General features: G+C 71.8%; 20 protein-coding genes and 1 riboswitch. Of the genes, 8 read left to right on the top strand and 12 right to left on the bottom strand.

Features of this window, described 5'->3' with window-relative positions:
- Window positions 1-60: 60 nt before the first annotated feature.
- From ABT160_RS07190 to ABT160_RS07175, 4 genes are all read right to left on the bottom strand, one after another.
- Entirely contained in the window at window positions 61-1,572 is a 1,512-nt protein-coding gene (locus ABT160_RS07190; protein ID WP_351644625.1) for a glycoside hydrolase family 3 protein, read from the bottom strand.
- Between the two features lie 9 nt (window positions 1,573-1,581).
- Window positions 1,582-2,454: a carbohydrate ABC transporter permease gene (locus ABT160_RS07185; RefSeq protein WP_351644622.1), complete on the bottom strand. Its 873-nt coding sequence runs from the start codon at window positions 2,452-2,454 to the stop codon at window positions 1,582-1,584.
- On the bottom strand, window positions 2,451-3,446 hold the full coding sequence (locus ABT160_RS07180) for a carbohydrate ABC transporter permease (RefSeq protein WP_351644620.1): 996 nt from the start codon (window positions 3,444-3,446) through the stop codon (window positions 2,451-2,453). Before ABT160_RS07180 ends, ABT160_RS07185 begins: the two co-directional genes overlap by 4 nt.
- Window positions 3,447-3,525: 79 nt before the next feature.
- On the bottom strand, window positions 3,526-4,806 hold the full coding sequence (locus ABT160_RS07175) for an extracellular solute-binding protein (RefSeq protein ID WP_351644618.1): 1,281 nt from the start codon (window positions 4,804-4,806) through the stop codon (window positions 3,526-3,528).
- Window positions 4,807-5,102: 296 nt separating this feature from the next.
- On the opposite strand from ABT160_RS07175, the gene ABT160_RS07170 reads away from it, so the two are divergent.
- The 5 genes from ABT160_RS07170 (at window position 5,103) to ABT160_RS07150 (ending at window position 11,602) form a co-directional block, all read left to right on the top strand.
- Window positions 5,103-5,867 (top strand): GntR family transcriptional regulator, encoded by a 765-nt coding sequence (locus ABT160_RS07170; protein ID WP_351644615.1) that lies wholly within the window; start codon window positions 5,103-5,105, stop codon window positions 5,865-5,867.
- A 143-nt stretch (window positions 5,868-6,010) separates the two neighbouring features.
- The gene (locus ABT160_RS07165) at window positions 6,011-6,256 is read left to right on the top strand and encodes a DUF3311 domain-containing protein (RefSeq protein WP_351644613.1); all 246 of its coding nucleotides are present in this window, start codon (window positions 6,011-6,013) and stop codon (window positions 6,254-6,256) included.
- Entirely contained in the window at window positions 6,253-7,878 is a 1,626-nt protein-coding gene (gene mctP / locus ABT160_RS07160; RefSeq protein ID WP_351644611.1) for a monocarboxylate uptake permease MctP, read from the top strand. The genes ABT160_RS07165 and mctP overlap by 4 nt, the downstream gene beginning before the upstream one ends.
- A 91-nt stretch (window positions 7,879-7,969) precedes the next feature.
- Window positions 7,970-8,093: riboswitch (cobalamin riboswitch) on the top strand.
- A 129-nt stretch (window positions 8,094-8,222) separates the two neighbouring features.
- The gene (locus ABT160_RS07155; RefSeq protein WP_351644608.1) at window positions 8,223-10,586 is read left to right on the top strand and encodes a ribonucleoside-diphosphate reductase subunit alpha; all 2,364 of its coding nucleotides are present in this window, start codon (window positions 8,223-8,225) and stop codon (window positions 10,584-10,586) included.
- Window positions 10,577-11,602 carry a ribonucleotide-diphosphate reductase subunit beta gene (locus ABT160_RS07150; protein ID WP_351644606.1) on the top strand — a complete coding sequence of 342 codons (1,026 nt, stop codon included), beginning with the start codon at window positions 10,577-10,579 and terminating at the stop codon, window positions 11,600-11,602. The genes ABT160_RS07155 and ABT160_RS07150 overlap by 10 nt, the downstream gene beginning before the upstream one ends.
- A 56-nt stretch (window positions 11,603-11,658) precedes the next feature.
- On the opposite strand, the gene def is transcribed toward ABT160_RS07150, so the two are convergent.
- The 8 genes from def to ABT160_RS07110 form a co-directional block, all read right to left on the bottom strand.
- Window positions 11,659-12,309, bottom strand: coding sequence for a peptide deformylase (gene def / locus ABT160_RS07145; protein ID WP_351644605.1), 651 nt, complete (start codon window positions 12,307-12,309; stop codon window positions 11,659-11,661).
- A 59-nt stretch (window positions 12,310-12,368) separates the two neighbouring features.
- A complete protein-coding gene (locus tag ABT160_RS07140; protein ID WP_351644602.1) occupies window positions 12,369-13,349 on the bottom strand; it encodes a tetratricopeptide repeat protein in 981 nt (326 codons plus the stop codon).
- Window positions 13,350-13,453: 104 nt separating this feature from the next.
- On the bottom strand, window positions 13,454-14,632 hold the full coding sequence (locus ABT160_RS07135) for an HD-GYP domain-containing protein (RefSeq protein ID WP_351644698.1): 1,179 nt from the start codon (window positions 14,630-14,632) through the stop codon (window positions 13,454-13,456).
- Window positions 14,633-14,712: 80 nt separating this feature from the next.
- Entirely contained in the window at window positions 14,713-16,035 is a 1,323-nt protein-coding gene (locus ABT160_RS07130) for an HD-GYP domain-containing protein (RefSeq protein WP_351644601.1), read from the bottom strand.
- Window positions 16,036-16,292: 257 nt separating this feature from the next.
- On the bottom strand, window positions 16,293-16,592 hold the full coding sequence (gene rsrA, locus ABT160_RS07125; protein WP_351644598.1) for a mycothiol system anti-sigma-R factor: 300 nt from the start codon (window positions 16,590-16,592) through the stop codon (window positions 16,293-16,295).
- Entirely contained in the window at window positions 16,589-17,245 is a 657-nt protein-coding gene (locus ABT160_RS07120; RefSeq protein WP_351644596.1) for a sigma-70 family RNA polymerase sigma factor, read from the bottom strand. The genes rsrA and ABT160_RS07120 overlap by 4 nt, the downstream gene beginning before the upstream one ends.
- A gap of 231 nt (window positions 17,246-17,476) precedes the next feature.
- Complete coding sequence (locus ABT160_RS07115) at window positions 17,477-18,118, bottom strand: alpha/beta hydrolase family protein (protein ID WP_502984174.1); 642 nt, start codon at window positions 18,116-18,118, stop codon at window positions 17,477-17,479.
- Between the two features lie 46 nt (window positions 18,119-18,164).
- Window positions 18,165-18,980 (bottom strand): SOS response-associated peptidase, encoded by an 816-nt coding sequence (locus tag ABT160_RS07110; protein ID WP_351644592.1) that lies wholly within the window; start codon window positions 18,978-18,980, stop codon window positions 18,165-18,167.
- 50 nt (window positions 18,981-19,030) lie between these two features.
- Between ABT160_RS07110 and ABT160_RS07105 the strand changes: the two genes are divergently transcribed.
- The 3 genes from ABT160_RS07105 (at window position 19,031) to rsgA (ending at window position 22,282) form a co-directional block, all read left to right on the top strand.
- Window positions 19,031-19,726 (top strand): M50 family metallopeptidase, encoded by a 696-nt coding sequence (locus ABT160_RS07105; protein ID WP_351644591.1) that lies wholly within the window; start codon window positions 19,031-19,033, stop codon window positions 19,724-19,726.
- Between the two features lie 224 nt (window positions 19,727-19,950).
- The gene (gene aroA / locus ABT160_RS07100) at window positions 19,951-21,267 is read left to right on the top strand and encodes a 3-phosphoshikimate 1-carboxyvinyltransferase (RefSeq protein ID WP_351644589.1); all 1,317 of its coding nucleotides are present in this window, start codon (window positions 19,951-19,953) and stop codon (window positions 21,265-21,267) included.
- Between the two features lie 4 nt (window positions 21,268-21,271).
- A complete protein-coding gene (gene rsgA, locus ABT160_RS07095) occupies window positions 21,272-22,282 on the top strand; it encodes a ribosome small subunit-dependent GTPase A (RefSeq protein WP_351644587.1) in 1,011 nt (336 codons plus the stop codon).
- Window positions 22,283-22,302: the final 20 nt, after the last annotated feature.

Below are 22,302 nucleotides of genomic sequence, written 5' to 3'. Positions count from 1 at the left end.
ACGACAGGGGCCCGGCACCCCCTCCTGGGAGTGCCGGGCCCCTTCGCGTACCGCTCGCCGTCAGGCCCCGGTCAGGGCCTCCGCCGCGGCGCGCGCGCAGACCCGCGCGGCCCCGTGCGTGGCGATGTGCAGGGCGCCGCGCGGCCCCGCCTGGTCCAGGCCCATCTCCACCACGACGGTGTCCGGGCGGGCGGCCAGCAGGCCGTCCAGGGCCCGGGACATCCACGGGTGGCGGTGCTCGTCGCGGACGACGGCGACCACGCGCCGGTCCCCGGCGGCCGCAAGGACGTCCTCGGTGCGGTCCTCCTCGCCGTACGAGGCCGTCTCCGTGCCCGGCAGCAGCGCCGCCAGTTCGGCCGCGATGCCCCAGGGGGTCTCGTCGCCGACGGCGATGTTGGCGACCGGGCTGAACGCCGCGACGTACGCGGGCTCGGTCAGCGCCACCCGCTCACCGGTCAGCGTCAGCGCGCGCCGCGCCGCCACCAGGCCGATGTCGGTGCCGGGCGCGGTCCCCTCCTGCACTGCCGCGCCCGGCTCCGTCGAAGCCCCCCCGGCCCGGTGCGCCTGGGTCCAGGACGCCAGCGCGCGCACCCGCGCGGCCGCGTCGGCCAGTCGCTCCTCGGGCAGCTCACCACTGCGCACCGCCTCGACCAGCGCGTCGCGCAGCCGCAGCACGGTGTCCTCGTCGGCCAGGCCGCCGCCGACGCAGATCGCGTCGGCGCCCGCGGCGATGGCGAGCACCGAGCCGCGCTCGATGCCGTACGTCGCCGCGATGGCCTGCATCTCCATGCCGTCGGTGACGATCAGGCCCTCGAAGCCCAGCTCCTCGCGCAGCAGTCCGGTCAGGATCTGCGGGCTGAGGGTGCCCGGGCGGTCCGGGTCGAGCGCGGGCAGCAGGATGTGCGCGCTCATCACCGCCTTGGTGCCGGCCGCGACGGCGGCGCGGAACGGCACCAGCTCGCGGGCGTGCAGGGTCTCCAGGTCCACGTCGATGCGCGGCATCGCGTGGTGCGAGTCCACGTTGGTGTCGCCGTGCCCGGGGAAGTGCTTGACGCAGGCGGCCACTCCGGCGGCCTGGAAGCCCTCGATCGCGGCGACGGTGTGCCGGGCGACCAGGGCGGTGTCGGCGCCGAAGGAGCGCACGCCGATCACCGGGTTGTCGGCGTTGGAGTTGATGTCGGCGGACGGGGCCCAGTTGAGGTCCACGCCGCAGGCGGCGAGCCGGCGGCCCAGCTCGTGGGTGACGGCGCGGGTCAGGTCCACGTCGTCCACGGAGCCGAGGGCGTAGTTGCCCGGGAACGAGGAGCCGGTGCGCACCTCGAGCCGGGTGACGTCGCCGCCCTCCTCGTCGATCGCGACGAGGACGTCGTCGCGCTCGGCGCGCAGCTGGGCGGTGAGGGCGGCGAGCTGCTCGGGCGACTCGATGTTCCGGCCGAACAGGCCGACCGCGGACAGCCCCTCACCGATGCGGCGCAGCAGCCACTCCGGCGCGGTGGTGCCGATGAAGCCCGGCTGCAGTACGGCGAGGGCGTCGCGGGTCAGCGTGTCGGTGCTGCGTACGAGGGTCGTCATCTGAGGGCGTCATCCCTTCACTGCGCCGGCCGTCAGACCTGCGGCCATCTTGCGCTGGACGATGAGGAAGAGGATCACGATGGGGACGGCCATCATGGTGGAGCCGGCCATCATCGGGGCGTACTCGGTGCCGTTCTTCGTGGAGAAGTTGGCGAGCCAGACGGTGGCGGTCTGGTTCTGCTGGCTCATGAGCATCAGCGCGTACAGGTACTCGTTCCAGGCCTGGATGAAGCCGTAGACCGAGGTGGCGACCATGCCCGGGGCGAGCAGCGGGAAGACGACGCGGACGAAGGCACCGGTGCGGGTGCAGCCGTCGACCTGGGCCGCCTCCTCCAGCTCCTTGGGGATGTTCACGATGAACCCGCGCAGGGTCCAGACCGTGAACGGGAGGATGAAGGTGAGGTACGTGATGATCAGGCCGGTCAGCTTGTCGTACTGACCGAGGTCGTTCAGCAGCAGGAAGACCGGGATGATCATGGCGACCAGCGGGACCATCTGCACCGCGAGGATGCCCACGATGACGACCTTGCGGCCGCGGAAGGCGAACCGCGAGATGGCCAGGGCGGCCAGCATGCCCACCACGATGCCGACGACCACCACGACGCCGGAGACGATCAGGCTGCGCCCGACCGGTCCCCAGAAGTCGGCGATCTCCAGCGCACGCTTGAAGTTGGACAGCGTGAACGTGTGCGGGAAGAAGTGCGGGTTCGGGTCGATCGCGTCCTTCTCCGGCTTGAACGCGGTGTTCAGCATCCAGTAGAAGGGGAAGCCCGCGACGACGACGACCAGCAGGCCGATGACGTTCCAGCCGAACTTCGACTTGCGCGGCTTGCGGGGCTTCTGGGAGCGCGTGGCGGCCGCGGCCGCGGTGGTCGTGGTCACTCCACCTCTCCGATCTTGAGCATCTGGCGCATGTAGGCGGCGACCACGCCGAGCAGCAGGATCACCGTGACGAGGGCGATCGCGGAGCCGGTGCCGTAGTCGTTGACGACGAACGCCTTGTCGAACGAGTACGTGGTCAGGAGCTGGAACTCCGGCTCCGGGTGACCGTTGCGCATCACGTACACCTGCGGGAAGACGCCCATGTCCCAGATGACGGAGAGGGTCGTCAGCATCACGATGATGGGCTTGAGGATCGGCAGCGTCACGAAGCGGAAGACGCCCCAGGCCCCGGCGCCGTCGAGGCGCGCGGCCTCCTCCAGCTCCTTGGGCACCTGGGTGAGGCCGGCGCCCAGCGTGATGACCACGAAGGGCACGGCGCCCCAGACCACGAGCAGCATGATCACGGCGAGGCCCTGGGGGCCGCTGGCGAACCAGTTGTGGCCGACCATGTCGACGCCGGGCAGCTTGGAGAGCAGGTAGTTCAGCACGCCGTAGTCGGCGTCGAAGAGCCACTTGAAGATGGCGGTCGCGACGATGATGGGCATGCCCCAGCTCGCCACGAGCACGATGTTGATGAGGACCTTGACCCAGCCGGAGACGCGCTGCAGCAGCAGCGCGATCAGCATGCCGAGGACCATGGTCAGGACCACCGCGCCGACCGCGAAGACCACGGTGCGCAGGGTGACGGTCCAGAACTCGGCGTCGCCCAGGATGTTCGAGAAGTTGTCGAAGCCGATCCACTCGGCGGGCTGGAAGCCCCAGAGCTGCGGCTGGCCGAACTTCTGGAAGGCCAGGGTGACCAGGCGGACGACGGGGTAGCCGAGGACCAGCAGCAGGATCAGCAGGCAGGGGGCGAGCAGCAGCCAGGGCACTCCCCCGCCGTCGGTCGTTCGCTTCTTGCCGGGACGGCCCTGGGAGTCCTTCCCCGTGCCCGATGGTGGCGATTGCCGCGTCGGCGGCACCTTCGCGGTCTTTGTGTCTGCGGCACTCATCCCGTGCTCCCCTGCGGTCCCTCTCCTGCTTACGGGCGGCAGGGCCCCGTCGACTCGGCGACGGGGCCCTGCCCATAGGTCACTTGGTGTTGATGACCTTGTCGATGGCGGCGTCCGCTTCCTTCGCGGCGGCCTCCACCGTCTTCTTGCCGGTGCCGATCTGGATGAGCATCGTCTTCAGGGTCTGGGCCTTCTCGACCTGGCCCCAGCCGGGGGCGGTCGGGACGAACCAGGAGGACTCGGCCGCGGTGGCCGGGACCTGGGTCTTCGGGTCGGACTTCAGCGGGGCGAGGTCCGCCTTGTTGTTGGGCAGGTTGCCCTTGGCGACGAGGCCCTTCTGGCCGTCCTTGCCCGTGAAGGCGGCGATCCACTCGGCCGCGACGCCCTGCGCCTTGGACTTGACCGGGATGGCCAGGTCCGAGCCACCGAGGAAGACCGGGAGGTTCTTGCCGGACGGGCCGGGCATCACGAAGTTCTCGAGCTTGTCGCCGAGCTTGCCGACCTTGTCGTTCTTCGGGTCGGCGGAGGTGGCGCCCTCCCAGGCGGCGGCGAACATGGTGGCCGCGTTGCCCTGGCCGAAGACGACCGGACGGTCGGACTCGTCCTTGGTCTTGTCACCGTGCATGTACTTGTCGATGACCGACTTGTACTCGTTGAGGCCCTTGAGGGACTCGGGGGAGGAGAGGTTGGCCTTCCACTGGTCGCCGTCCTGCTTGGCGATCGAGCCGCCCTCGCCGTAGACGAACGACATCGCGGCGTACCAGTCCGGCGAGGGCTGGTACCAGGAGCTGAACTTGGCGCCCTTCTTGGCCTGGATCTTGTCGAGCGCGGAGGTCAGCTCGGCCCAGGTCTTGGGGGCGGCGGTGACGCCGGCCTCGGCGGCGATGTCCTTGCGCCAGGTGCCCACGCGGCCACCGGCGTAGTAGGGGACGCCGTAGGTCTTGCCGTTGTAGGTGACGGAGTCCTTGAGGGCGTCCAGCCACTTGTCCGAGTTGTCGTACTTGGACGGGTCGACCTCGGCGAAGGCGCCCTTGGCCATGTAGCCGATCATCTCGGAGTTGCCCATCTCGACGACGTCGGGGGCCTTGTCCGTGGCGAGGACGGCGTCGAGCTTGGTGTTCTTGTCCGGCCAGCCGTAGTACTCGTGCTTGATCTTGATGCCGGGGTGCTTCTTGGTCACCGCGTCGTCGGCCGCCTTGACCAGGTCCGGCCAGTTGTTCTGCGCGTCGACCGTCAGCCAGACGGTGAGCTCCTTGGCGTCGCCGCCGGCGCTGTCACCACCCTTGTCCGAGCCTCCACAGGCCGCAATGCTGACCATCATGCCCGCGACGCCGATCGCCGCGATGAGCTTGCGCTTCACGCCACCCTCCTCAGGGATGCCTGCAACCCCCCGCCCACCGCCAAGACATACGCCGAGAACAGCTCGTGGTACTGCTCGTGGGGCTGGGACCTGGTCTTTAATGGTTTAGACCAGTACCCGGAGCTTGGCCTAGACCTTTAGGGGTGTCAAGGGTGTATAAGAAGGGCAGTCGTGTCCGTTATCGGACCGACACCTGAGGAGGGGCGACGACCCGTGACCGGACCGTGCCACCATGTGAGCCGCGACAGACGGAGGAGCCGGTGACGGCAGCAGCACAGGAGTCGGGAAGGCGGGTTATGGCCACGGACGGGGGCGGCACGGAGACCGAGGGCGGGGCTGCCACCCGTACCGCGCGCGTGCCCAAGTACTACCGCCTCAAGCGGCACTTGCTCGACATGACAGAGACGCTACCGCCCGGCACCCCGGTGCCCCCGGAGCGCACCCTGGCCGCCGAGTTCGACACCTCCCGCACCACGGTGCGCCAGGCCCTGCAGGAGCTGGTCGTCGAGGGCCGCCTGGAGCGCATCCAGGGCAAGGGCACCTTCGTGGCCAAGCCCAAGGTCTCCCAGGCGCTCCAACTGACCTCGTACACCGAGGACATGCGCGCCCAGGGCCTCGAACCCACCTCCCAGCTCCTGGACATCGGGTACGTCACGGCCGACGACACCCTCGCCGGACTGCTGGACATCACCCCCGGCGGGCGCGTGCTGCGCATCGAGCGGCTGCGGCTGGCCAGCGGCGAGCCGATGGCCATCGAGACCACCCACCTGTCGGCCAAGCGCTTCCCCGCGCTGCGCCGCTCGCTGGTCAAGTACACGTCCCTCTACACCGCCCTCGCCGAGGTGTACGACGTGCACCTGGCCGAGGCCGAGGAGACCATCGAGACGTCCCTGGCCACCCCGCGCGAGGCCGGCCTGCTCGGTACGGACGTGGGCCTGCCGATGCTGATGCTCTCCCGGCACTCGCTGGACGCCCAGGGCGAGCCGGTGGAGTGGGTGCGCTCGGTGTACCGCGGCGACCGCTACAAGTTCGTCGCGCGCCTGCGCCGCCCCACCGACTGATCCTTCCGGTTGCTCCCGGTTCATCACCCTGCGGAGTGCCGCGTGTCCCGTCCGTTATGCGGACGGGGGTTCCATGGAGCGGACCCGTCCCCTAGATTTCCCGCACATTACGCAGGTGATCAGCGAGGGGACGGAGTCACCGCATGCCACAGGAGAAACAACCGACCGTCACACCACTGAGGGTGGTGGTGGGGCTCTGCCTGGTCGCGCCGTTCGTCGCGATGCTCTGGGTCGGCAGTTACGCGAAGACGGACCCGGCCTTCATCGGGATCCCGTTCTTCTACTGGTACCAGATGCTCTGGGTGCTGGTCTCGACCGTGCTCACGATGGTCGCCTACCAGCTGTGGAAGCGTGACCAGCGCGCCCGTCAGGGAGGTGCGTCGCGGTGAAGGACGGCGTGAACGGCGTGGCACTCGCCGTCTTCATCTTCTTCTTCCTGGCCGTCACGGTCATGGGCTTCCTGGCCGCGCGCTGGCGCAAGGCCGAGAACGAGAGCCTCGACGAGTGGGGCCTGGGCGGCCGGTCCTTCGGCACCTGGGTCACCTGGTTCCTGCTGGGCGGCGACCTCTACACCGCGTACACCTTCGTCGCCGTCCCGGCGGCGATCTACGCGGCGGGCGCGGCGGGCTTCTTCGCCGTCCCGTACACCATCCTGGTCTACCCGCTGATCTTCACCTTCCTGCCCCGGCTCTGGTCTGTGTCGCACAAGCACGGGTACGTGACCACCTCGGACTTCGTGCGCGGGCGCTTCGGCTCCAAGGGCCTGTCCCTGGCCGTCGCGGTCACCGGCATCCTCGCCACCATGCCCTACATCGCGCTCCAGCTGGTCGGCATCCAGGCCGTCCTGGACGTGATGGGCGTCGGCGGCGGCGAGGACACCAACTGGTTCGTCAAGGACCTGCCGCTGCTCATCGCCTTCGGCGTCCTCGCGGCCTACACCTACTCCTCGGGCCTGCGCGCCCCGGCGCTGATCGCGTTCGTCAAGGACACGCTGATCTACATCGTGATCGCGGTCGCGATCATCTACATCCCGATCAAGCTCGGCGGCTTCGACGACATCTTCGCCAAGGCGGGCGAGGCGTTCGCCCAGACCAACCCGGCCACCGGCAAGCCGCGCGGCGCGCTGGCACCCGGCGAGGCGGGCCAGTGGACGTACGCCACGCTGGCGCTCGGCTCGGCGCTCGCGCTCTTCATGTACCCGCACTCGATCACCGCGACCCTGTCCTCGCGCAGCCGCGAGGTCATCCGGCGCAACACCACGATCCTGCCGCTGTACTCGCTGATGCTGGGCCTGCTGGCGCTGCTGGGGTTCATGGCGATCGCGGCCGGGATCAAGGTGCAGAACGGCCAGCTGGCGATCCCGCAGCTGTTCGAGACGATGTTCCCCGACTGGTTCGCGGGCGTGGCCTTCGCCGCCATCGGCATCGGCGCGCTGGTCCCGGCGGCCATCATGTCCATCGCCGCGGCCAACCTCTTCACCCGCAACATCTACAAGGACTTCATCAGGCCCGACGCCACCCCGGCCCAGGAGACCAAGGTCTCCAAGCTGGTCTCGCTGCTCGTGAAGGTCGGCGCCCTGGTCTTCGTCCTCACCATGGACAAGACCGTCGCCATCAACTTCCAGCTGCTCGGCGGCATCTGGATCCTGCAGACCTTCCCGGCCCTGGTCGGCGGCCTGTTCACCCGCTGGTTCCACCGCTGGGCGCTGCTCGCCGGCTGGGCCGTCGGCATGGTCTACGGCACGCTCGCCGCGTACGGCGTGGCCTCCCCCACCCAGAAGCACTTCGGCGGCTCCTCCGCCGAGATCCCCGGCATCGGCGAGATCGGCTACATCGGCCTCACCGCCTTCGTGCTCAACGTGGTGGTCACCGTCGTCCTCACCTTCGTCCTGAAGGCCGCCAAGGCCCCCGAGGGCGTCGACGAGACCTCCCCGGAGGACTACACGGCGGACGCCGGAGACCCCGGCGTGCAGACCGAACTGCCCCCGGCCACGGCGGGCTCCTCGCACTGACGAACGACGGCGGACGAACCGTTCGCGTAGTCGCGCGCTGACGGCGCGACACAACATATGGGGGGTGCCGCAGACGGCGCCCCCCACATGTATGCTCGTGCTCGCTGTCGCCGCAGGGGAATCCGGTTCGAATCCGGAACTGTCCCGCAACGGTGTGTCCCGTACCCATTTGTACGACGACGAGTCCGAGGACCTGCCGGCAGCGCACCCGGTCCGACCGGCCCGGGTGCCGACGACGTCCGGGCCTCGCGGAGTGGGCCGGTGGACGCGGCGCACGGCCCTGCCCTCGCACGCGTACGCCACCCCCCGCGCCGGCCCCGAGCCGAGCGAGGGAGAGCCCCCACGTGACCATCGCGCCCGCCGATCCGGCTTCAGAGATCGCCGCCGCCGACGCCGACGCCCCCGGCACGGCGCTGCTGCGCACCCTGACCGAACTCACCGCGGACCTCCCCGACGCCGACCCCGGCCGCGTCGCCGCCGCCGCGCTGCGCGGCCGCAGCGCCCGCGCCGACGAGGCGGAGCTGCGCGAGCTCGCGACCGAGGCCGCCGCGGGCCTGATCTCCGAGGACCCGGCCTACTCCAGGCTCGCCGCCCGGCTGCTCACCCGCACCATCGCCGAGGAGGCCGCGACCCAGGGCTCGACCGGCTTCACCGCCTCCGTCGAGGTCGGCCACCGCGAGGGCCTGATCGCGGACCGCACCGCCGACTTCGTCCGGCTGCACTCGGCCCGGCTGGACGCGCTGGTCGACCGCGCCGCCGACGACCGCTTCGGCTACTTCGGCCTGCGCACCCTGTACTCGCGCTACCTGCTGCGCCACCCGATCACCCGCAAGGTCATCGAGACCCCGCAGCACTTCATGCTCCGGGTGGCCTGCGGCCTGGCCGAGAACGAGACCACCCGCGCCGTGGACGAGGTCTCCGCGCTCTACGGCCTGATGAGCCGCCTGGACTACCTGCCGTCCTCCCCCACGCTCTTCAACTCCGGCACCCGCCACCCGCAGATGTCGTCCTGCTACCTGCTCGACTCGCCGCTGGACGAGCTGGACTCCATCTACGACCGCTACCACCAGGTGGCGCGCCTGTCGAAGCACGCCGGCGGCATCGGCCTCTCCTACTCCCGCATCCGTGCCCGCGGCTCGCTCATCCGCGGCACCAACGGCCACTCCAACGGCATCGTGCCGTTCCTGAAGACGCTGGACGCCTCGGTCGCCGCGGTGAACCAGGGCGGCCGCCGCAAGGGCGCCGCCGCCGTCTACCTGGAGACCTGGCACGCGGACATCGAGGAGTTCCTGGAGCTCCGCGACAACACGGGCGAGGACCAGCGCCGCACGCACAACCTCAACCTGGCGCACTGGGTGCCGGACGAGTTCATGCGCCGCGTCAACGCGGACGCCGACTGGTCGCTGTTCTCCCCCGCCGACGTGCCCGAGCTGGTGGACCTGTGGGGCGACGACTTCGACGCCGCCTACCGCGCCGCCGAGGCCAGGGGCCTGGCCCGCAAGACGATGCCCGCCCGTGAGCTGTACGGCCGCATGATGCGCACCCTGGCGCAGACCGGCCAGGGCTGGATGACCTTCAAGGACGCCTCCAACCGCACCGCCAACCAGACGGCGGAGCCGGGCACGGTCGTCCACTCCTCCAACCTGTGCACCGAGATCATCGAGGTCACCAACGACGACGAGACCGCCGTCTGCAACCTCGGCTCGGTCAACCTGGGCGCCTTCGTCAGCGGTGGCGACATCGACTGGGAGCGCCTGGACGAGACGGTCCGCACCGCCGTCACCTTCCTCGACCGGGTCGTCGACATCAACTTCTACCCGACCGAGCAGGCCGGCAACTCCAACGCCCGCTGGCGCCCGGTGGGCCTGGGCGCGATGGGCCTGCAGGACGTCTTCTTCCAGCTGAAGCTGCCGTTCGACTCCCCCGAGGCGCGCGCGCTCTCCACCCGCATCGCCGAGCGGATCATGCTGGCCGCCTACGAGGCCTCCGCCGACCTGGCCGAGCGCAACGGCCCGGTGCCGGCCTGGGAGAAGACCCGCGCCGCCCGCGGCGTGCTGCACCCCGACCACTACGACGTCGAGCTGAGCTGGCCCGAGCGCTGGGACGCCCTGCGCGCCCGGGTCGCGAAGACCGGCATGCGCAACTCGCTGCTGCTCGCCATCGCCCCGACCGCGACGATCGCCTCGATCGCGGGCGTGTACGAGTGCATCGAGCCGCAGGTCTCCAACCTGTTCAAGCGCGAGACGCTGTCCGGCGAGTTCCTCCAGGTCAACTCGTACCTGGTGCGCGAGCTCAAGGAGCTGGGCGTGTGGGACGCGCAGACGCGTGAGGCGCTGCGCGAGGCCAACGGCTCGGTGCAGGGCTTCAGCTGGGTCCCCGAGGACGTGCGCGCGCTCTACCGCACCGCGTGGGAGATCCCGCAGCGCGGTCTGATCGACATGGCGGCGGCCCGCACCCCGTTCCTCGACCAGTCGCAGTCGCTCAACCTGTTCCTGGAGACGCCCACCATCGGCAAGCTGTCGTCGATGTACGCGTACGCCTGGAAGCAGGGCCTGAAGACCACGTACTACCTGCGGTCGCGCCCGGCCACCAAGATCGCCCGGGCCGCCCGCGCCGCCGCTACCATCCCGGTCCAGCAGGCCACCCCCGACGCGGACGCGATCGCCTGCTCCCTGGAGAACCCCGAGTCCTGCGAGGCATGCCAGTAATGAGTTCCACCCGCAACACCAACCTGCTCGACCCGGGCTTCGAGCTGACCCTGCGTCCGATGCGCTACCCGGACTTCTACGAGCGCTACCGCGACGCGATCAAGAACACCTGGACCGTGGAGGAGGTCGACCTCCACTCCGACGTCGCCGACCTCGCCAAGCTCACCCCGGGCGAGCAGCACATGATCGGCCGTCTGGTCGCGTTCTTCGCGACCGGCGACTCGATCGTGGCGAACAACCTGGTGCTGACGCTGTACAAGCACATCAACTCCCCGGAGGCCCGGCTCTACCTGAGCCGCCAGCTCTTCGAGGAGGCCGTGCACGTCCAGTTCTACCTGACGCTGCTCGACACCTACCTGCCCGACCCGGAGGACCGCACCGCGGCCTTCGCGGCGGTGGAGAACATCCCCTCCATCCGCGAGAAGGCGCAGTTCTGCTTCAAGTGGATGGACTCGGTCGAGAAGATCGACCAGCTGGAGACGGCCGCCGACCGCCGCCGCTTCCTGCTGAACCTGATCTGCTTCGCGGCGTGCATCGAGGGGCTGTTCTTCTACGGCGCCTTCGCGTACGTGTACTGGTTCCGCAGCCGCGGCCTGCTGCACGGCCTGGCGACCGGCACCAACTGGGTGTTCCGCGACGAGACGATGCACATGAACTTCGCCTTCGAGGTCGTGGACACCGTCCGCAAGGAGGAGCCCGAGCTCTTCGACGACCAGCTGGAGCAGCAGGTCACGGACATGCTCAGGGAGGCCGTGGAGGCCGAGCTGCAGTTCGGCCGCGACCTGTGCGGCGACGGCCTGCCGGGCATGAACACCGAGTCGATGCGCGAGTACCTCCAGTGCGTCGCCGACCAGCGCCTGGTGCGCCTGGGCTTCGCCCCGGTGTACGGCTCGGAGAACCCGTTCTCGTTCATGGAGCTCCAGGGCGTCCAGGAACTGACCAACTTCTTCGAGCGCCGCCCGTCGGCCTACCAGGTGGCGGTCGAGGGCACGGTCGACCTGGACGAGGACTTCTAGCCGGTACGAGGAAGGGGCCCCGCTCTCCCGAGCGGGGCCCCTTCTCGTGCGCGAGGTCAGTCGTTCGGGACGACCGGGTACCTGGGCGTACCCTCCTCCATCTGCCGCAGCGCGTCCTTGCGCTCCCGCTTCGACAGCCGGTCGATGTACAGGCGCCCGTAGAGGTGGTCCGTCTCGTGCTGGAGGCAGCGGGCGAAGTACCCGGTGCCCCGCACCTTGATCGGGTTGCCCTTCTCGTCCTGCCCCGCCACCTCGGCGTAGTCCGGGCGGGCCAGCTCCGCGTAGGCGGTCGGCACCGACAGGCAGCCCTCGTTGGACTCGTCGAGCAGGCGGCGGTCGGCCGGCAGCTCCTGGAGCACCGGGTTGCAGACCACGCCCACGTGGCGCACGCCCTCGTCGTCCTGGCAGTCGTAGACGAAGACCTTCAGGTCCACGCCGATCTGGTTGGCCGCGAGCCCCACGCCCTGCGCGGTGCGCTGGCTGGCGAACATGTCGTCGACCAGGGCGGCCAGCTCGTCGCCGAACTCGGTGACGTCCTTGCACTCCCGGTGCAGCACGGGGTTGCCGACGACGGTGATCGGACGGGAGGTGCCGCGCTCGCGGAACGCGGTCTCGCGCTCCTCGGCGTCCCCGCTGTCGATGACGAAGCCCTCGTCGTCCACGGGGAGCACGCCGCCCCGCTCCTGCTCGGTGTCCTGCTGCGCCATGTCCGCCGTACGCCTTCCTGAATGCCGTGTCGTGTTCGCGTACAGACTACGGCCCCCGCTCAGCAGACCTCTTCGAGATCCCGCCACTCACGGCTGTCCGGGCTGTCCGCGACCCATCCGTCGAGCAGCCCGCGCACCAGGCCGGCCGGGGCGGCGATCCCGCACTCGCGCTCGGGCACCCACAGCTCGCCCGGCGAGCGGTGCCCCAGCGGCCCGGGGTGCCCCGGCTCGCTGTGGTCGTGCGGGTCCAGGTGCTCGCCCTCGCCCTCGGCGCTGGGCATCCGCGACTCCGAGCAGGCCCGGCACAGCAGCCGCACCGACGAGGACCAGTCCTCGGCGGCGAACCCGGCGTCCGAGGCCAGCTGCTCCAGGGCGTCCCGGTCGGCCTCGGTGGCGGCCTCCAGGAGGACCACCCAGGTGGGTACGGGAGAGGGCGCCCAGAGCTCGATCTCGTCGAACACGGGGTACGAGGGACCCGCGGAGGTGACCCGCTCCCCGTTGGGCACGCCGTCGTGCAGCACGACCTCGCCCCAGCGCCGCCCGGAGGAGGGCAGCGGGATGGAAAGGACCTCGATGCGGGCCGGGTCGAGCCTGCGGCCCCACACCACCTCGGCCTCGCCCTCGGGGGAGAGCCGCACGGCCGCGCTGCCCAGCTCCATCCCGGCGGGCTCGCCGGTCCCGGAGGAGGCGCCGGGCACCCGCAGGCCGTACGCCTGCCAGGCCCGCCGCGCCAGCGGCCAGTCCTGCAGCGCGGTGGCCGCGATGCCCACGTTCCACCAGTCGGGGGCCCCGGTGTCCTTGTCGAGCAGCGCGACGGCCCGCAGGCCCGCGGCCCGCGCCTGCTCCCAGTCGTGCCGGAACTTGTGCAGCAGGGCCAGGTTGAACCAGGACTCGGAAAGCCAGGGCTCCAGGTCCGCCGCGCGCGTCAGCAGCGCCCCCGCGTCCTCGTACCGGCCGTCGCCGATCAGCGTGAACGCGCGGTCGGTGGCCTGCCGCCACGAGGCGGAGGGCCGATGCCGTACCTTCCCGAAGATCCTCACGATTCCCGCCTGCCGGTCGCTCGGGTCCTTGCCCCCGACACCCTCTTGATGGCTCTCACTGCATCCAACCATGCCGGGTCGGAGGCTCGCTCATTACCCATGGGTTACCCAGGCGGGACGGGACTCAGACCGCCCCGCACCAGCACCCTCGCCAGCGCTTCCACGACCTCGGGGTGATGCTCGTGCGCGGTGGCCAGCCGCAGCCGCTCCAGGGCCGCCAGGGCCCCCGCGGCACTGTCCCCCGCCAGGTCGTCGTACGCGTTGACGGTGCGCACGATCCGGGCCTGCGGCGGCTGCTCCCGGTAGGGGTCGGCCTGCCGCTCCACCACCACCGCCACGGCCGCGGGTACCCCGGTCCTGCGCACCACGGCGCCCCCGAGCAGGGCGATCCTGCGCTGCTCCTCGGCCGGGAGCCGCGTGGTGGCCCCCTCGGGGACCGGGTCGACCAGCGAGAGCTGCCCGATGTCGTGCATCAGGGCCGCGTACTCCAGGACGGTGAGCTCGGCCCCGGAGAGCCCCAGCTCCCGCCCGACGGCCCGGCTGAGGTCGGCGACCCGGCGGGCGTGCCCCGGCGGGGTGTAGCCGGCGATCTCGGTGGCCCGGGCCAGCGAGGCGATGGTCTGCCGGTAGGTGGCGCGCACCCCCGCGTAGCGCCGCACCGACAGCTGGGTGAGGAGCAGCGGTACGCAGAAGACGGGCAGCGCCCACGGTCCGGCGACCTCCACCGCGAGCGCCAGGACGGCCGCGGTGGCGCAGACGGCGGAGCCCGTGCCGGACAGCGAGCGCAGCTGGTCCCTCAGCAGGGGGCCGTACGGGTATCCGGTGCGGGCCTTCGCCCGGTGTGCCCCGAGCACCGCGTCGCACAGCCCGGTGAGCGCGAGCACGAGGACCAGGAAGACCACGTACCCGGCCCCGGTCCCGGCCCACCGCTCGACCTGGCCGGCCCGGTCCAGCGACTGGAAGCAGAGCGCGGCGAAGGAGACGGTGAGCACGCGCCGGGCGAGGTGGTCCAGGACCCTCCCCCGGCCGCGCGCGATGTGCGGCACGGCCCCGACGAGCCCGGCGGCGACCACGACGGCGACGGCCTGCGGGGCACCGGTACCGCCGACGAGCGCGTACGCGAGCCCGACGGCACCCCCGAGCGGCGCGGGCTCCACCCCCCGCCCGAACCGGAGGAACTCACCGAAGAGGATGAACACCCCGAAGAGGAGGGCGAGTTGGGGTTGGAAGATTCCAGCTCGCACGGTGTGGACGACGGCCCATACGGCGAGGAGCAACCCCACGCCGCTGTGGGCGACTGTTCCGCCGGGGCGGAACGGGTGGGCACGGCCACCGGTGCCGCGAGCCGTGAACCGGCCCTCGCTCACGGCGCCCTCGCCCGGACCCGCTCCCGCACCGGCTCCGCCGAAACGTTCCACCGCGCCGGCGGCCCGTACCGCTCGAGCGCCCGCACCAACCCCCGTACCATCCGCGGATCGAACTGCGCCCCCGCACACCTCTCCAGCTCCTCCAACGCCTCCCCCGCCGGCCGCCCCGCCCGGTAGGACCGCGTGGTCGTCATCGCGTCGAACGCGTCCGCCACCGCCACCACCCGCGCGAACTCCGGGATCTGACTGCCCTTCAGCCCGTACGGGTACCCGCTCCCGTCCATCCGCTCGTGGTGGTGCAGGATCGCCCCCCGCGCCTCCCCCAGGAACCCGATGCCGCGCACGATCTCGTGCCCGTACTCCGGGTGCAGTTCGATGACCGCCCGCTCCTGCGGGGTCAGCGGCCCGTCCTTGCGCAACACCCGGGTGGGCACGCCGAGTTTGCCGATGTCGTGCAGGATCCCGGCGAACCGCAGCGCCTCCACCTTCTCCTCCGGCATGCCCAGTTCACGGGCGATGAGGACGGAGGCGTGGCCGACGCGCTCGCTGTGGCCGCGGGTGTACTCGTCCTTGAGCTCGACGGCCTGGACGAGGGCGCGGATGGTGGCCTGGTGGGCGGCGCGCTCGCGGTGGTACCGGCCGAAGGCCCAGCAGGAGACGTACACGGGCAGCAGGACGAGCAGCGCGGCGGCCGGTCCGTACGGGCTGCGCCAGAGCACGGCCATCATCAGCCCGGCCAGCGCGTGCACCGCGTGCGGGGCGAGGGTGTGGCCGAGCAGCCCGCGCCAGGCGGTGCGCGGCGGGACCCGTTCGGCGGTGGCGAGGACGCCCCCGTCGAGCGCGGCGAGGGCGAGGGTGAGGGCGAGTCCGGCGCCGAGGGCGGGCAGCAGGGCGTACGGGAGGTCGGGCGCGGCCACGGCGCCGGGGCCGCCGAGGGCCCGGGCGGCGGTGGCGGCGGCCCAGGTGGCGAGGGCGAGCCGGGCGGTGCGCCAGGTCCGACGCAGCGCCACGGGCCGCTCGTCCACCCGCGCGACCAGCGCCCCGGGCACCGCGACCAGGGCGGCGAGGGCGGGCGGCAGCAGCAGGGCGGCGGTGAGCAGTACGGGGAAGAAGGACCCGGCGCCGACGGGACCCGCGCCGTCCGGGTCCCGGCCGGGGAAGCGTCCGCGGGCCGGCACCTCGCAGGCCGCGTACACGGCGGCGAGCAGCGCGGCGGTCGCCCAGGGGGCGCCGGAGCGGGGCGCGGGCAGGGCGCACAGGGCGGCGCCGAGCACGGCGCCGCCGATGTAGACGCGTGCCGCCGCCGGAGTCGCCGTCATCGAGACCTCACCGAGCCTCCCCGCTCCCGTTCCCGTACCACCGCCGTGTCGCCAAATCGACGGACACGCTAGCGAGTCGGGTGGGATTCGGTGGCGTGAAGTCGCCGATTAGCACCTTTGAGTGACGAGGGGCGCAGGGGCCTGATAAAGGGGCGTGCACAGGGAGTGCGAGCGCCTGCGGGACGGCCTCCGGGGACGGCGAAGGGGCGCGCCACGGTGGTCCGTGGCGCGCCCCTTCGCGGGCGTCCCGCGTACGGCTACTCGGTGACGGCCCGGCTGACGTCGTCGTCCGGCACGACCTGTCCGGCCCGGATCAGGTCGATCCGGCCCATGACCTTGGCGCGCAGGTCGCTGGGCACGTCGTCCTGGCCGCAGCAGCGCTTGACCAGCTTCTTCACGGCCTGTTCGAGCCCGTACTTCTCCAGGCACGGGGAGCACTCCTCGAAGTGCACCTCGAACTTCGTGCAGTCACTGTCGGGCATCTCGTGGTCGAGGAACTCGTAGAGATGATCCAGGACCTCAGAGCAGTCCGTCTCGTGCGGCTCTCCGCAGCTCATGAGCCCGAGCCTTTCCGATCGTTCGTCGACTCGCCGGCGCCCGCCGGGACCAGCCCGCGCTCACGGGCGTAGTCCTCCAGCATGCCGCGCAACTGGCGGCGGCCCCGGTGCAGTCGGGACATCACCGTACCGATGGGGGTTCCCATGATGTCCGCGATCTCCTTGTACGCAAAGCCCTCTACGTCGGCGAGATACACGGCGATGCGGAACTCCTCCGGGATGGCCTGGAGCGCGGACTTCACGTCGGAGTCCGGCAGGTGGTCGAGCGCCTGCGACTCGGCCGAGCGCAGACCGGTGGACATGTGCGACTCGGCGCGCGCGAGCTGCCAGTCCTCGATCTCCTCGGCGGCGCTGCGCTGCGGCTCGCGCTGCTTCTTGCGGTACGAGTTGATGAACGTGTTGGTGAGGATCCGGTACAGCCAGGCCTTCAGATTCGTACCCTCGCGGAACTGGTGGAAGGAGCCGTACGCCTTGGCGTAGGTCTCCTGCACCAGATCCTCCGCGTCGGCCGGGTTGCGCGTCATGCGCAGCGCCGCCGAGTACATCTGGTCGAGGTAGCCCAGGGCGTCCCGCTCGAAGCGCGCGTTGCGCTCGGCAGTCGTCTCCTCGGGGCCGTCTTCGGTCCCAGTGTCGGTCCCAGTGACCGGACCCACCTCCTCGAACGCAGTTGCGAGCCCGAGTGCGGACCCGCTCGTTTCGGAGGATAGACGACGATCCGCTTCGCCCGCCGCCCGAATGGGCGCGGTCCTGGGCGCCGAGAGCACGGACCACTCCAGGTCAGCGGCGCGCGACCGGCTCGGGCAGATGGTCGAACCCATGCGACGGACTCCCTCTCCTGACACGTGCTTCAGATACGCCCGTGACAACGGTGGCCGTCCGGTCGACTATTCCCCGGGAGCGGGGAGGAGCCCGGAGATCCAGCCGCCGACGCCCTCGGTGAGCACGTCGAGCGCCTCCTCCTGGGAGAGCTCCGCCCGCTTCGGCACGGCGAAGCCGTGGTCGCCGTACGGAACCTCCACCAGCCGGTACGCCCCTTCGGGGAACTCGGCGGGCTTGCCGAACGGGTCGTTGCCGCCCTGCACGACCAGCGTGGGCAGCCCCGCGCCGAGCAGTTCGTCCGCGCGGGACTTCTCCGGCTTGCCGGGCGGGTGCAGCGGGAAGCTCAGCGCGAGCACGCCCACGGCGCCGAGCGCGGCCCCGGTGCGGCAGGCGACCCTGGCCCCGGCGCTGCGCCCGCCGGCCACCACCGGGAGCCCGGGGGCGAGCAGCGCGGGCCACAGCGCCCGCCAGGCGGCGTCCAGGGTCTTCGGCGGGGAGGCCACCTTCTTCCCGGCCACCCGCCAGGGCTGCTCGACCAGGGCGACGCTCACCCCGAGCGGCGGCAGCGCCCGGGCCAGGGCCTGGAGGTCGCGCGCCTCGATGCCGCCGCCCGCGCCGTGCGAGGCGGCGAGCAGCAGTCGGGGCTCGGACGCGGGGAAGAAGGTGATACGGGCGTCCCCGTGCGGGGTGTCGACGATCTCGCTCACGCGGGCCATTGTGACGCCCGGCACCCCCACGGCCCGCACGACGCCCCTAGAAGAGCGTCGCCTCCTCCGGCCCCTCCAGCTCGGTGAGCAGCTCGGGGCCGTTGTTGCGCACGTTGCTCACCGCGGTCCCCACCGGGTACGCCCGCATCAGCCCCTCCGGCGGCGCGTGCAGCAGGGACCGGGCCTCCTCCGGGTCGGTGAGCGCCGGGTCGAGCCAGGACGCCCAGCGGTCCGGAGTGAGCATCAGCGGCATCCGCGGGTGGATCTCGGCCAGCGACGAGGGCCCCTCGGCGGGGGCCACCCCCAGCGGCCCGGTCTCCGCCTCCAGGGTCACCACGGAGCAGGTGGCCCACCAGGCCGAGGGGTGGTCGTCGGGGAGCGTGCGGTCGCGCCAGAACTCGTACAGGCCCGCCATGGCGAACACCGACCCGTCCGCGGGCGTGACGAAGTACGGCTGCTTGCGCGGCCGCTTCTTCTTGCCCTCCACCTCCAGGTCCCGCTCCCCGGCCCCGGTGACCCACTCGTAGTAGCCGTCGGCGGGCAGGATGCAGCGCCGGGTGGCGAAGGCCCGCTTGAAGGACGGCTTCTCGTGCAGGGTCTCGGAGCGGGCGTTGATCATCCGGGCCGCGCCGTCCGGCGACTTGGCCCAGGACGGCACCAGTCCCCACTTCAATCTGCGCAGCTGGCGAACCGGACGGGGAGATTCCGCGTCTTTCAGAGGACGCTCCAGGACCGCGTAGACCTCCTTCGTGGGGGCCACGTTCCAGTCGGGCGCCAGGGTCTCCTCCGGCTCCCACTTCTCGATCTCGAAGACTCCCACGAGGTCCTCGGGCCTACGACTCGCCGCAAAACGTCCGCACATGAGTGCCACACTGCCACGACCCGCCCACGCCACGAGGAGCCGCCCGAGAAATGGCCAGCTTCGCCGACCTGACCTCCGTCCAGCCCGCGCCGCAGGACTGGCTCGTCTGGGCCACGGCCGCCGCCGCGCTGGCCGTCGTCGTCCCGCGCGGGCTCTGGCGGCTGTCCCGCAACGCCGTCACCATCGCCCACGAGGGCGGCCACGGACTGGTCGCCCTGCTCACCGGCCGCCGGCTCGACGGCATCCGGCTGCACTCCGACACCAGCGGCCTCACGGTCAGCCGGGGCAGGCCCACCGGCCCCGGCATGATCCTCACCGCCGCCGCCGGCTACACCGCGCCCCCGCTGCTCGGCCTGGGCGGCGCCTGGCTGCTCTCCGCGCACCGCGTGACGCTCTTCCTGTGGGTGGCCACCGCGCTGCTGCTGGCCATGCTGGTGATGATCCGCAACGCGTACGGGGTGCTCACCGTGGTCCTCACGGGCGCCGCGTTCCTGCTGGTGTCCTGGCTCACCGGTCCCGAGGTGCAGTCGGCGTTCGCGTACACCGCCGTCTGGTTCCTCCTGCTCGGCGGGGTGCGGCCGGCCTTCGAGCTCCAGGCCAAGCGGCGCCACGGCGGGGCCCCCGACTCGGACGCCGACCAGCTCGCCCGCCTCACCCACGTGCCCCCGGCGCTCTGGCTCTTCCTCTTCCACGCCGTCTCGCTGTGCGCCCTGATCGGGGGCGGCCGCTGGCTGCTCGGACTGTAGGACCTGTCCGGTCGATCGTGCCGGCATCGGTGCCGGGTGGCTTCTGGTCCGGGTGAGCGGTGGCTGGTGCGTGCGATCGCAAGGCGGAGGAGGGAGCGCAACGCGGAGCGTTGTCGACCGACGAGAACGCCGCGAGCGTGCGTGCCAGGCGCCGCGGCCCAGGCGTGAGCGACCGGACAGGTCCTAGGCGGGCTCCGCCCACGGCCCGCACTAAAGTGATGGCCATGACCGAAAGCACCGTGCACCCCGCCCTCTGGCCCGCCCCCCACGCGAGCGGAGCCGTCGACGCGACGGTCACCGTGCCCGGATCCAAGTCGGTCACCAACCGCGCCCTGGTGCTGGCCGCGCTGGCCGCCGAGCCGGGCTGGCTGCGCCGGCCGCTGCGCTCGCGCGACACCCTGCTGATGGCCGAGGCCCTGCGCACCCTGGGCGTCGGCATCGAGGAGGGCGTGGGCCCCGACGGCACCGGCGAGGCCTGGCGGGTCATCCCGGCCGCGCTGCGCGGCCCGGCCGCGGTGGACGTCGGCAACGCCGGTACGGTCATGCGCTTCCTGCCGCCGGTGGCCGCGCTGGCGGACGGCCCGGTGCGCTTCGACGGCGACCCGCGTTCGTACGAGCGCCCGCTGGGCGGCGTGATCGGCGCGCTGCGCGTGCTCGGCGCCCGGATCGACGACGACGGCCGCGGCGCGCTGCCGATGACCGTGCACGGCGGCGGCGCCCTGGACGGCGGCACGGTGGAGATCGACGCCTCCTCGTCCTCGCAGTTCGTCTCCGCGCTGCTGCTGTCCGCGCCCCGCTTCAACCAGGGCGTGGAGGTGCGGCACGTGGGCGGCAAGCTGCCGTCGATGCCGCACATCCGGATGACCGTGGACATGCTCCGGGTGGTCGGCGCCCAGGTCGACACCCCCGAGTCCGGGGGCGAGGCGGACGTCTGGCGGGTCTCCCCCTCCGCGCTGCTCGGCCGCGACCTGACCGTGGAGCCCGACCTGTCCAACGCCCAGCCCTTCCTGGCCGCGGCCCTGGTCACCGGCGGCCGCGTGACCGTCCCGGACTGGCCCGCCCGCACCACCCAGCCCGGTGACGCGCTGCGCGAGATCTTCACGGCGATGGGCGGCTCCTGCGAGCTGACCGAGCACGGCCTGACCTTCCGCGGCACCGGCCGGATCCACGGCGTCGACGTGGACCTGGGCGAGGTCGGCGAGCTGACCCCCGGCATCGCCGCCGTCGCCGCGCTGGCCGACTCCCCCTCGACCCTGCGCGGGGTGGCCCACCTGCGGCTGCACGAGACCGACCGGCTGGCCGCGCTCACCAAGGAGATCAACGGCCTGGGCGGCGACGTCACGGAGACCGCCGACGGCCTGCACATCCGCCCGCGCCCGCTGCACGGCGGCGTCTTCCACACGTACGACGACCACCGCATGGCGACCGCGGGCTCGATCATCGGCCTGGCCGTGCCGGGCGTGGAGATCGAGAACGTGGCGACGACCGCCAAGACCTTGCCCGACTTCCCGAGGATGTGGACCGAAATGCTCGGGGCCTGACGACATGCGGCGCTACGGCAAGCACACCGACGAGGACGACATCCGCTCCCGTCCCAACCGCAAGGGCAACCGGCCGCGGACCACCATCCGCCCCAAGCACGAGGACGCGGCCAGGGGCATGGTCCTCACCGTCGACCGCGGCCGGCTGACCTGCCTGGTCGACGACCGGGTGGTGATGGCGATGAAGGCGCGCGAGCTGGGCCGCAAGGCCGCGGTGGTGGGCGACCGGGTCGCCCTCGTCGGCGACCTGTCGGGCGACAAGGACACCCTCGCGCGGATCGTGCGCATCGAGGGGCGCAGCTCGGTGCTGCGCCGCACCGCGGACGACGACGACCCGTTCGAGCGGGTGGTCGTCGCCAACGCCGACCAGCTGGCCATCGTCACGGCGCTGGCCGACCCCGAGCCGCGCCCCCGGCTGATCGACCGCTGCCTGGTCGCCGCGTACGACGGCGGTCTGGAGCCGTTCCTGGTGCTCACCAAGTCGGACCTGGCCCCTCCGAAGGAACTGCTCGACCTGTACGGGGCGCTGGACATCCCGCACGTCGTGGTCAACCGCGAGGACCTGTACAACGGGGACGCCGCCGACCGGGTCCGCGAGCAGCTGCACGGCCGGGTCACCGCCTTCGTCGGCCACTCCGGAGTCGGCAAGACGACCCTGGTGAACGCGCTGGTGCCGGAGGACCGTCGGCGCTCCACCGGTCACGTCAACGCCGTCACCGGGCGCGGCCGGCACACCACGACGTCCGCGCTCGCGCTGCCGCTGCCGGACGACGCGGGCTGGGTGATCGACACCCCGGGCGTTCGCTCGTTCGGCCTGCACCACGTGGACCCCTCCCGGGTGATCCACGCGTTCCCCGATCTGGAGCCGGGGACCGAGAACTGCCCGCGGGCCTGCTCCCACGACGAGGCCGAGTGCGCCCTGGACGCCTGGGTGGCGGAGGGCCACGCGGATCCGCAGCGGCTCTACTCGCTGCGGCGGCTGCTCGCCACCCGGGAGCGGCGCGAGGGCGACTGACCCGCGCACGTTTGCGATCC

The sequence above is a fragment of the Streptomyces sp. NPDC001941 genome (assembly GCF_040296945.1).
GTDB lineage: Bacteria > Actinomycetota > Actinomycetes > Streptomycetales > Streptomycetaceae > Streptomyces.
This window is presented reverse-complemented; position numbering and strand designations above follow the sequence as displayed.

Coding starts and splice junctions, on each gene's coding strand:
- rsrA (WP_351644598.1), bottom strand. CDS start 16,592: ATGAGCTGCGGAGAGCCGCACGAGACGGACTGCTCTGAGGTCCTGGAT.
- aroA (WP_351644589.1), top strand. CDS start 19,951: ATGACCGAAAGCACCGTGCACCCCGCCCTCTGGCCCGCCCCCCACGCG.
- ABT160_RS07130 (WP_351644601.1), bottom strand. CDS start 16,035: ATGACGGCGACTCCGGCGGCGGCACGCGTCTACATCGGCGGCGCCGTG.
- ABT160_RS07170 (WP_351644615.1), top strand. CDS start 5,103: ATGGCCACGGACGGGGGCGGCACGGAGACCGAGGGCGGGGCTGCCACC.
- ABT160_RS07105 (WP_351644591.1), top strand. CDS start 19,031: ATGGCCAGCTTCGCCGACCTGACCTCCGTCCAGCCCGCGCCGCAGGAC.
- ABT160_RS07180 (WP_351644620.1), bottom strand. CDS start 3,446: ATGAGTGCCGCAGACACAAAGACCGCGAAGGTGCCGCCGACGCGGCAA.
- rsgA (WP_351644587.1), top strand. CDS start 21,272: ATGCGGCGCTACGGCAAGCACACCGACGAGGACGACATCCGCTCCCGT.
- ABT160_RS07150 (WP_351644606.1), top strand. CDS start 10,577: ATGCCAGTAATGAGTTCCACCCGCAACACCAACCTGCTCGACCCGGGC.
- ABT160_RS07165 (WP_351644613.1), top strand. CDS start 6,011: ATGCCACAGGAGAAACAACCGACCGTCACACCACTGAGGGTGGTGGTG.
- ABT160_RS07110 (WP_351644592.1), bottom strand. CDS start 18,980: ATGTGCGGACGTTTTGCGGCGAGTCGTAGGCCCGAGGACCTCGTGGGA.
- ABT160_RS07190 (WP_351644625.1), bottom strand. CDS start 1,572: ATGACGACCCTCGTACGCAGCACCGACACGCTGACCCGCGACGCCCTC.
- def (WP_351644605.1), bottom strand. CDS start 12,309: ATGGCGCAGCAGGACACCGAGCAGGAGCGGGGCGGCGTGCTCCCCGTG.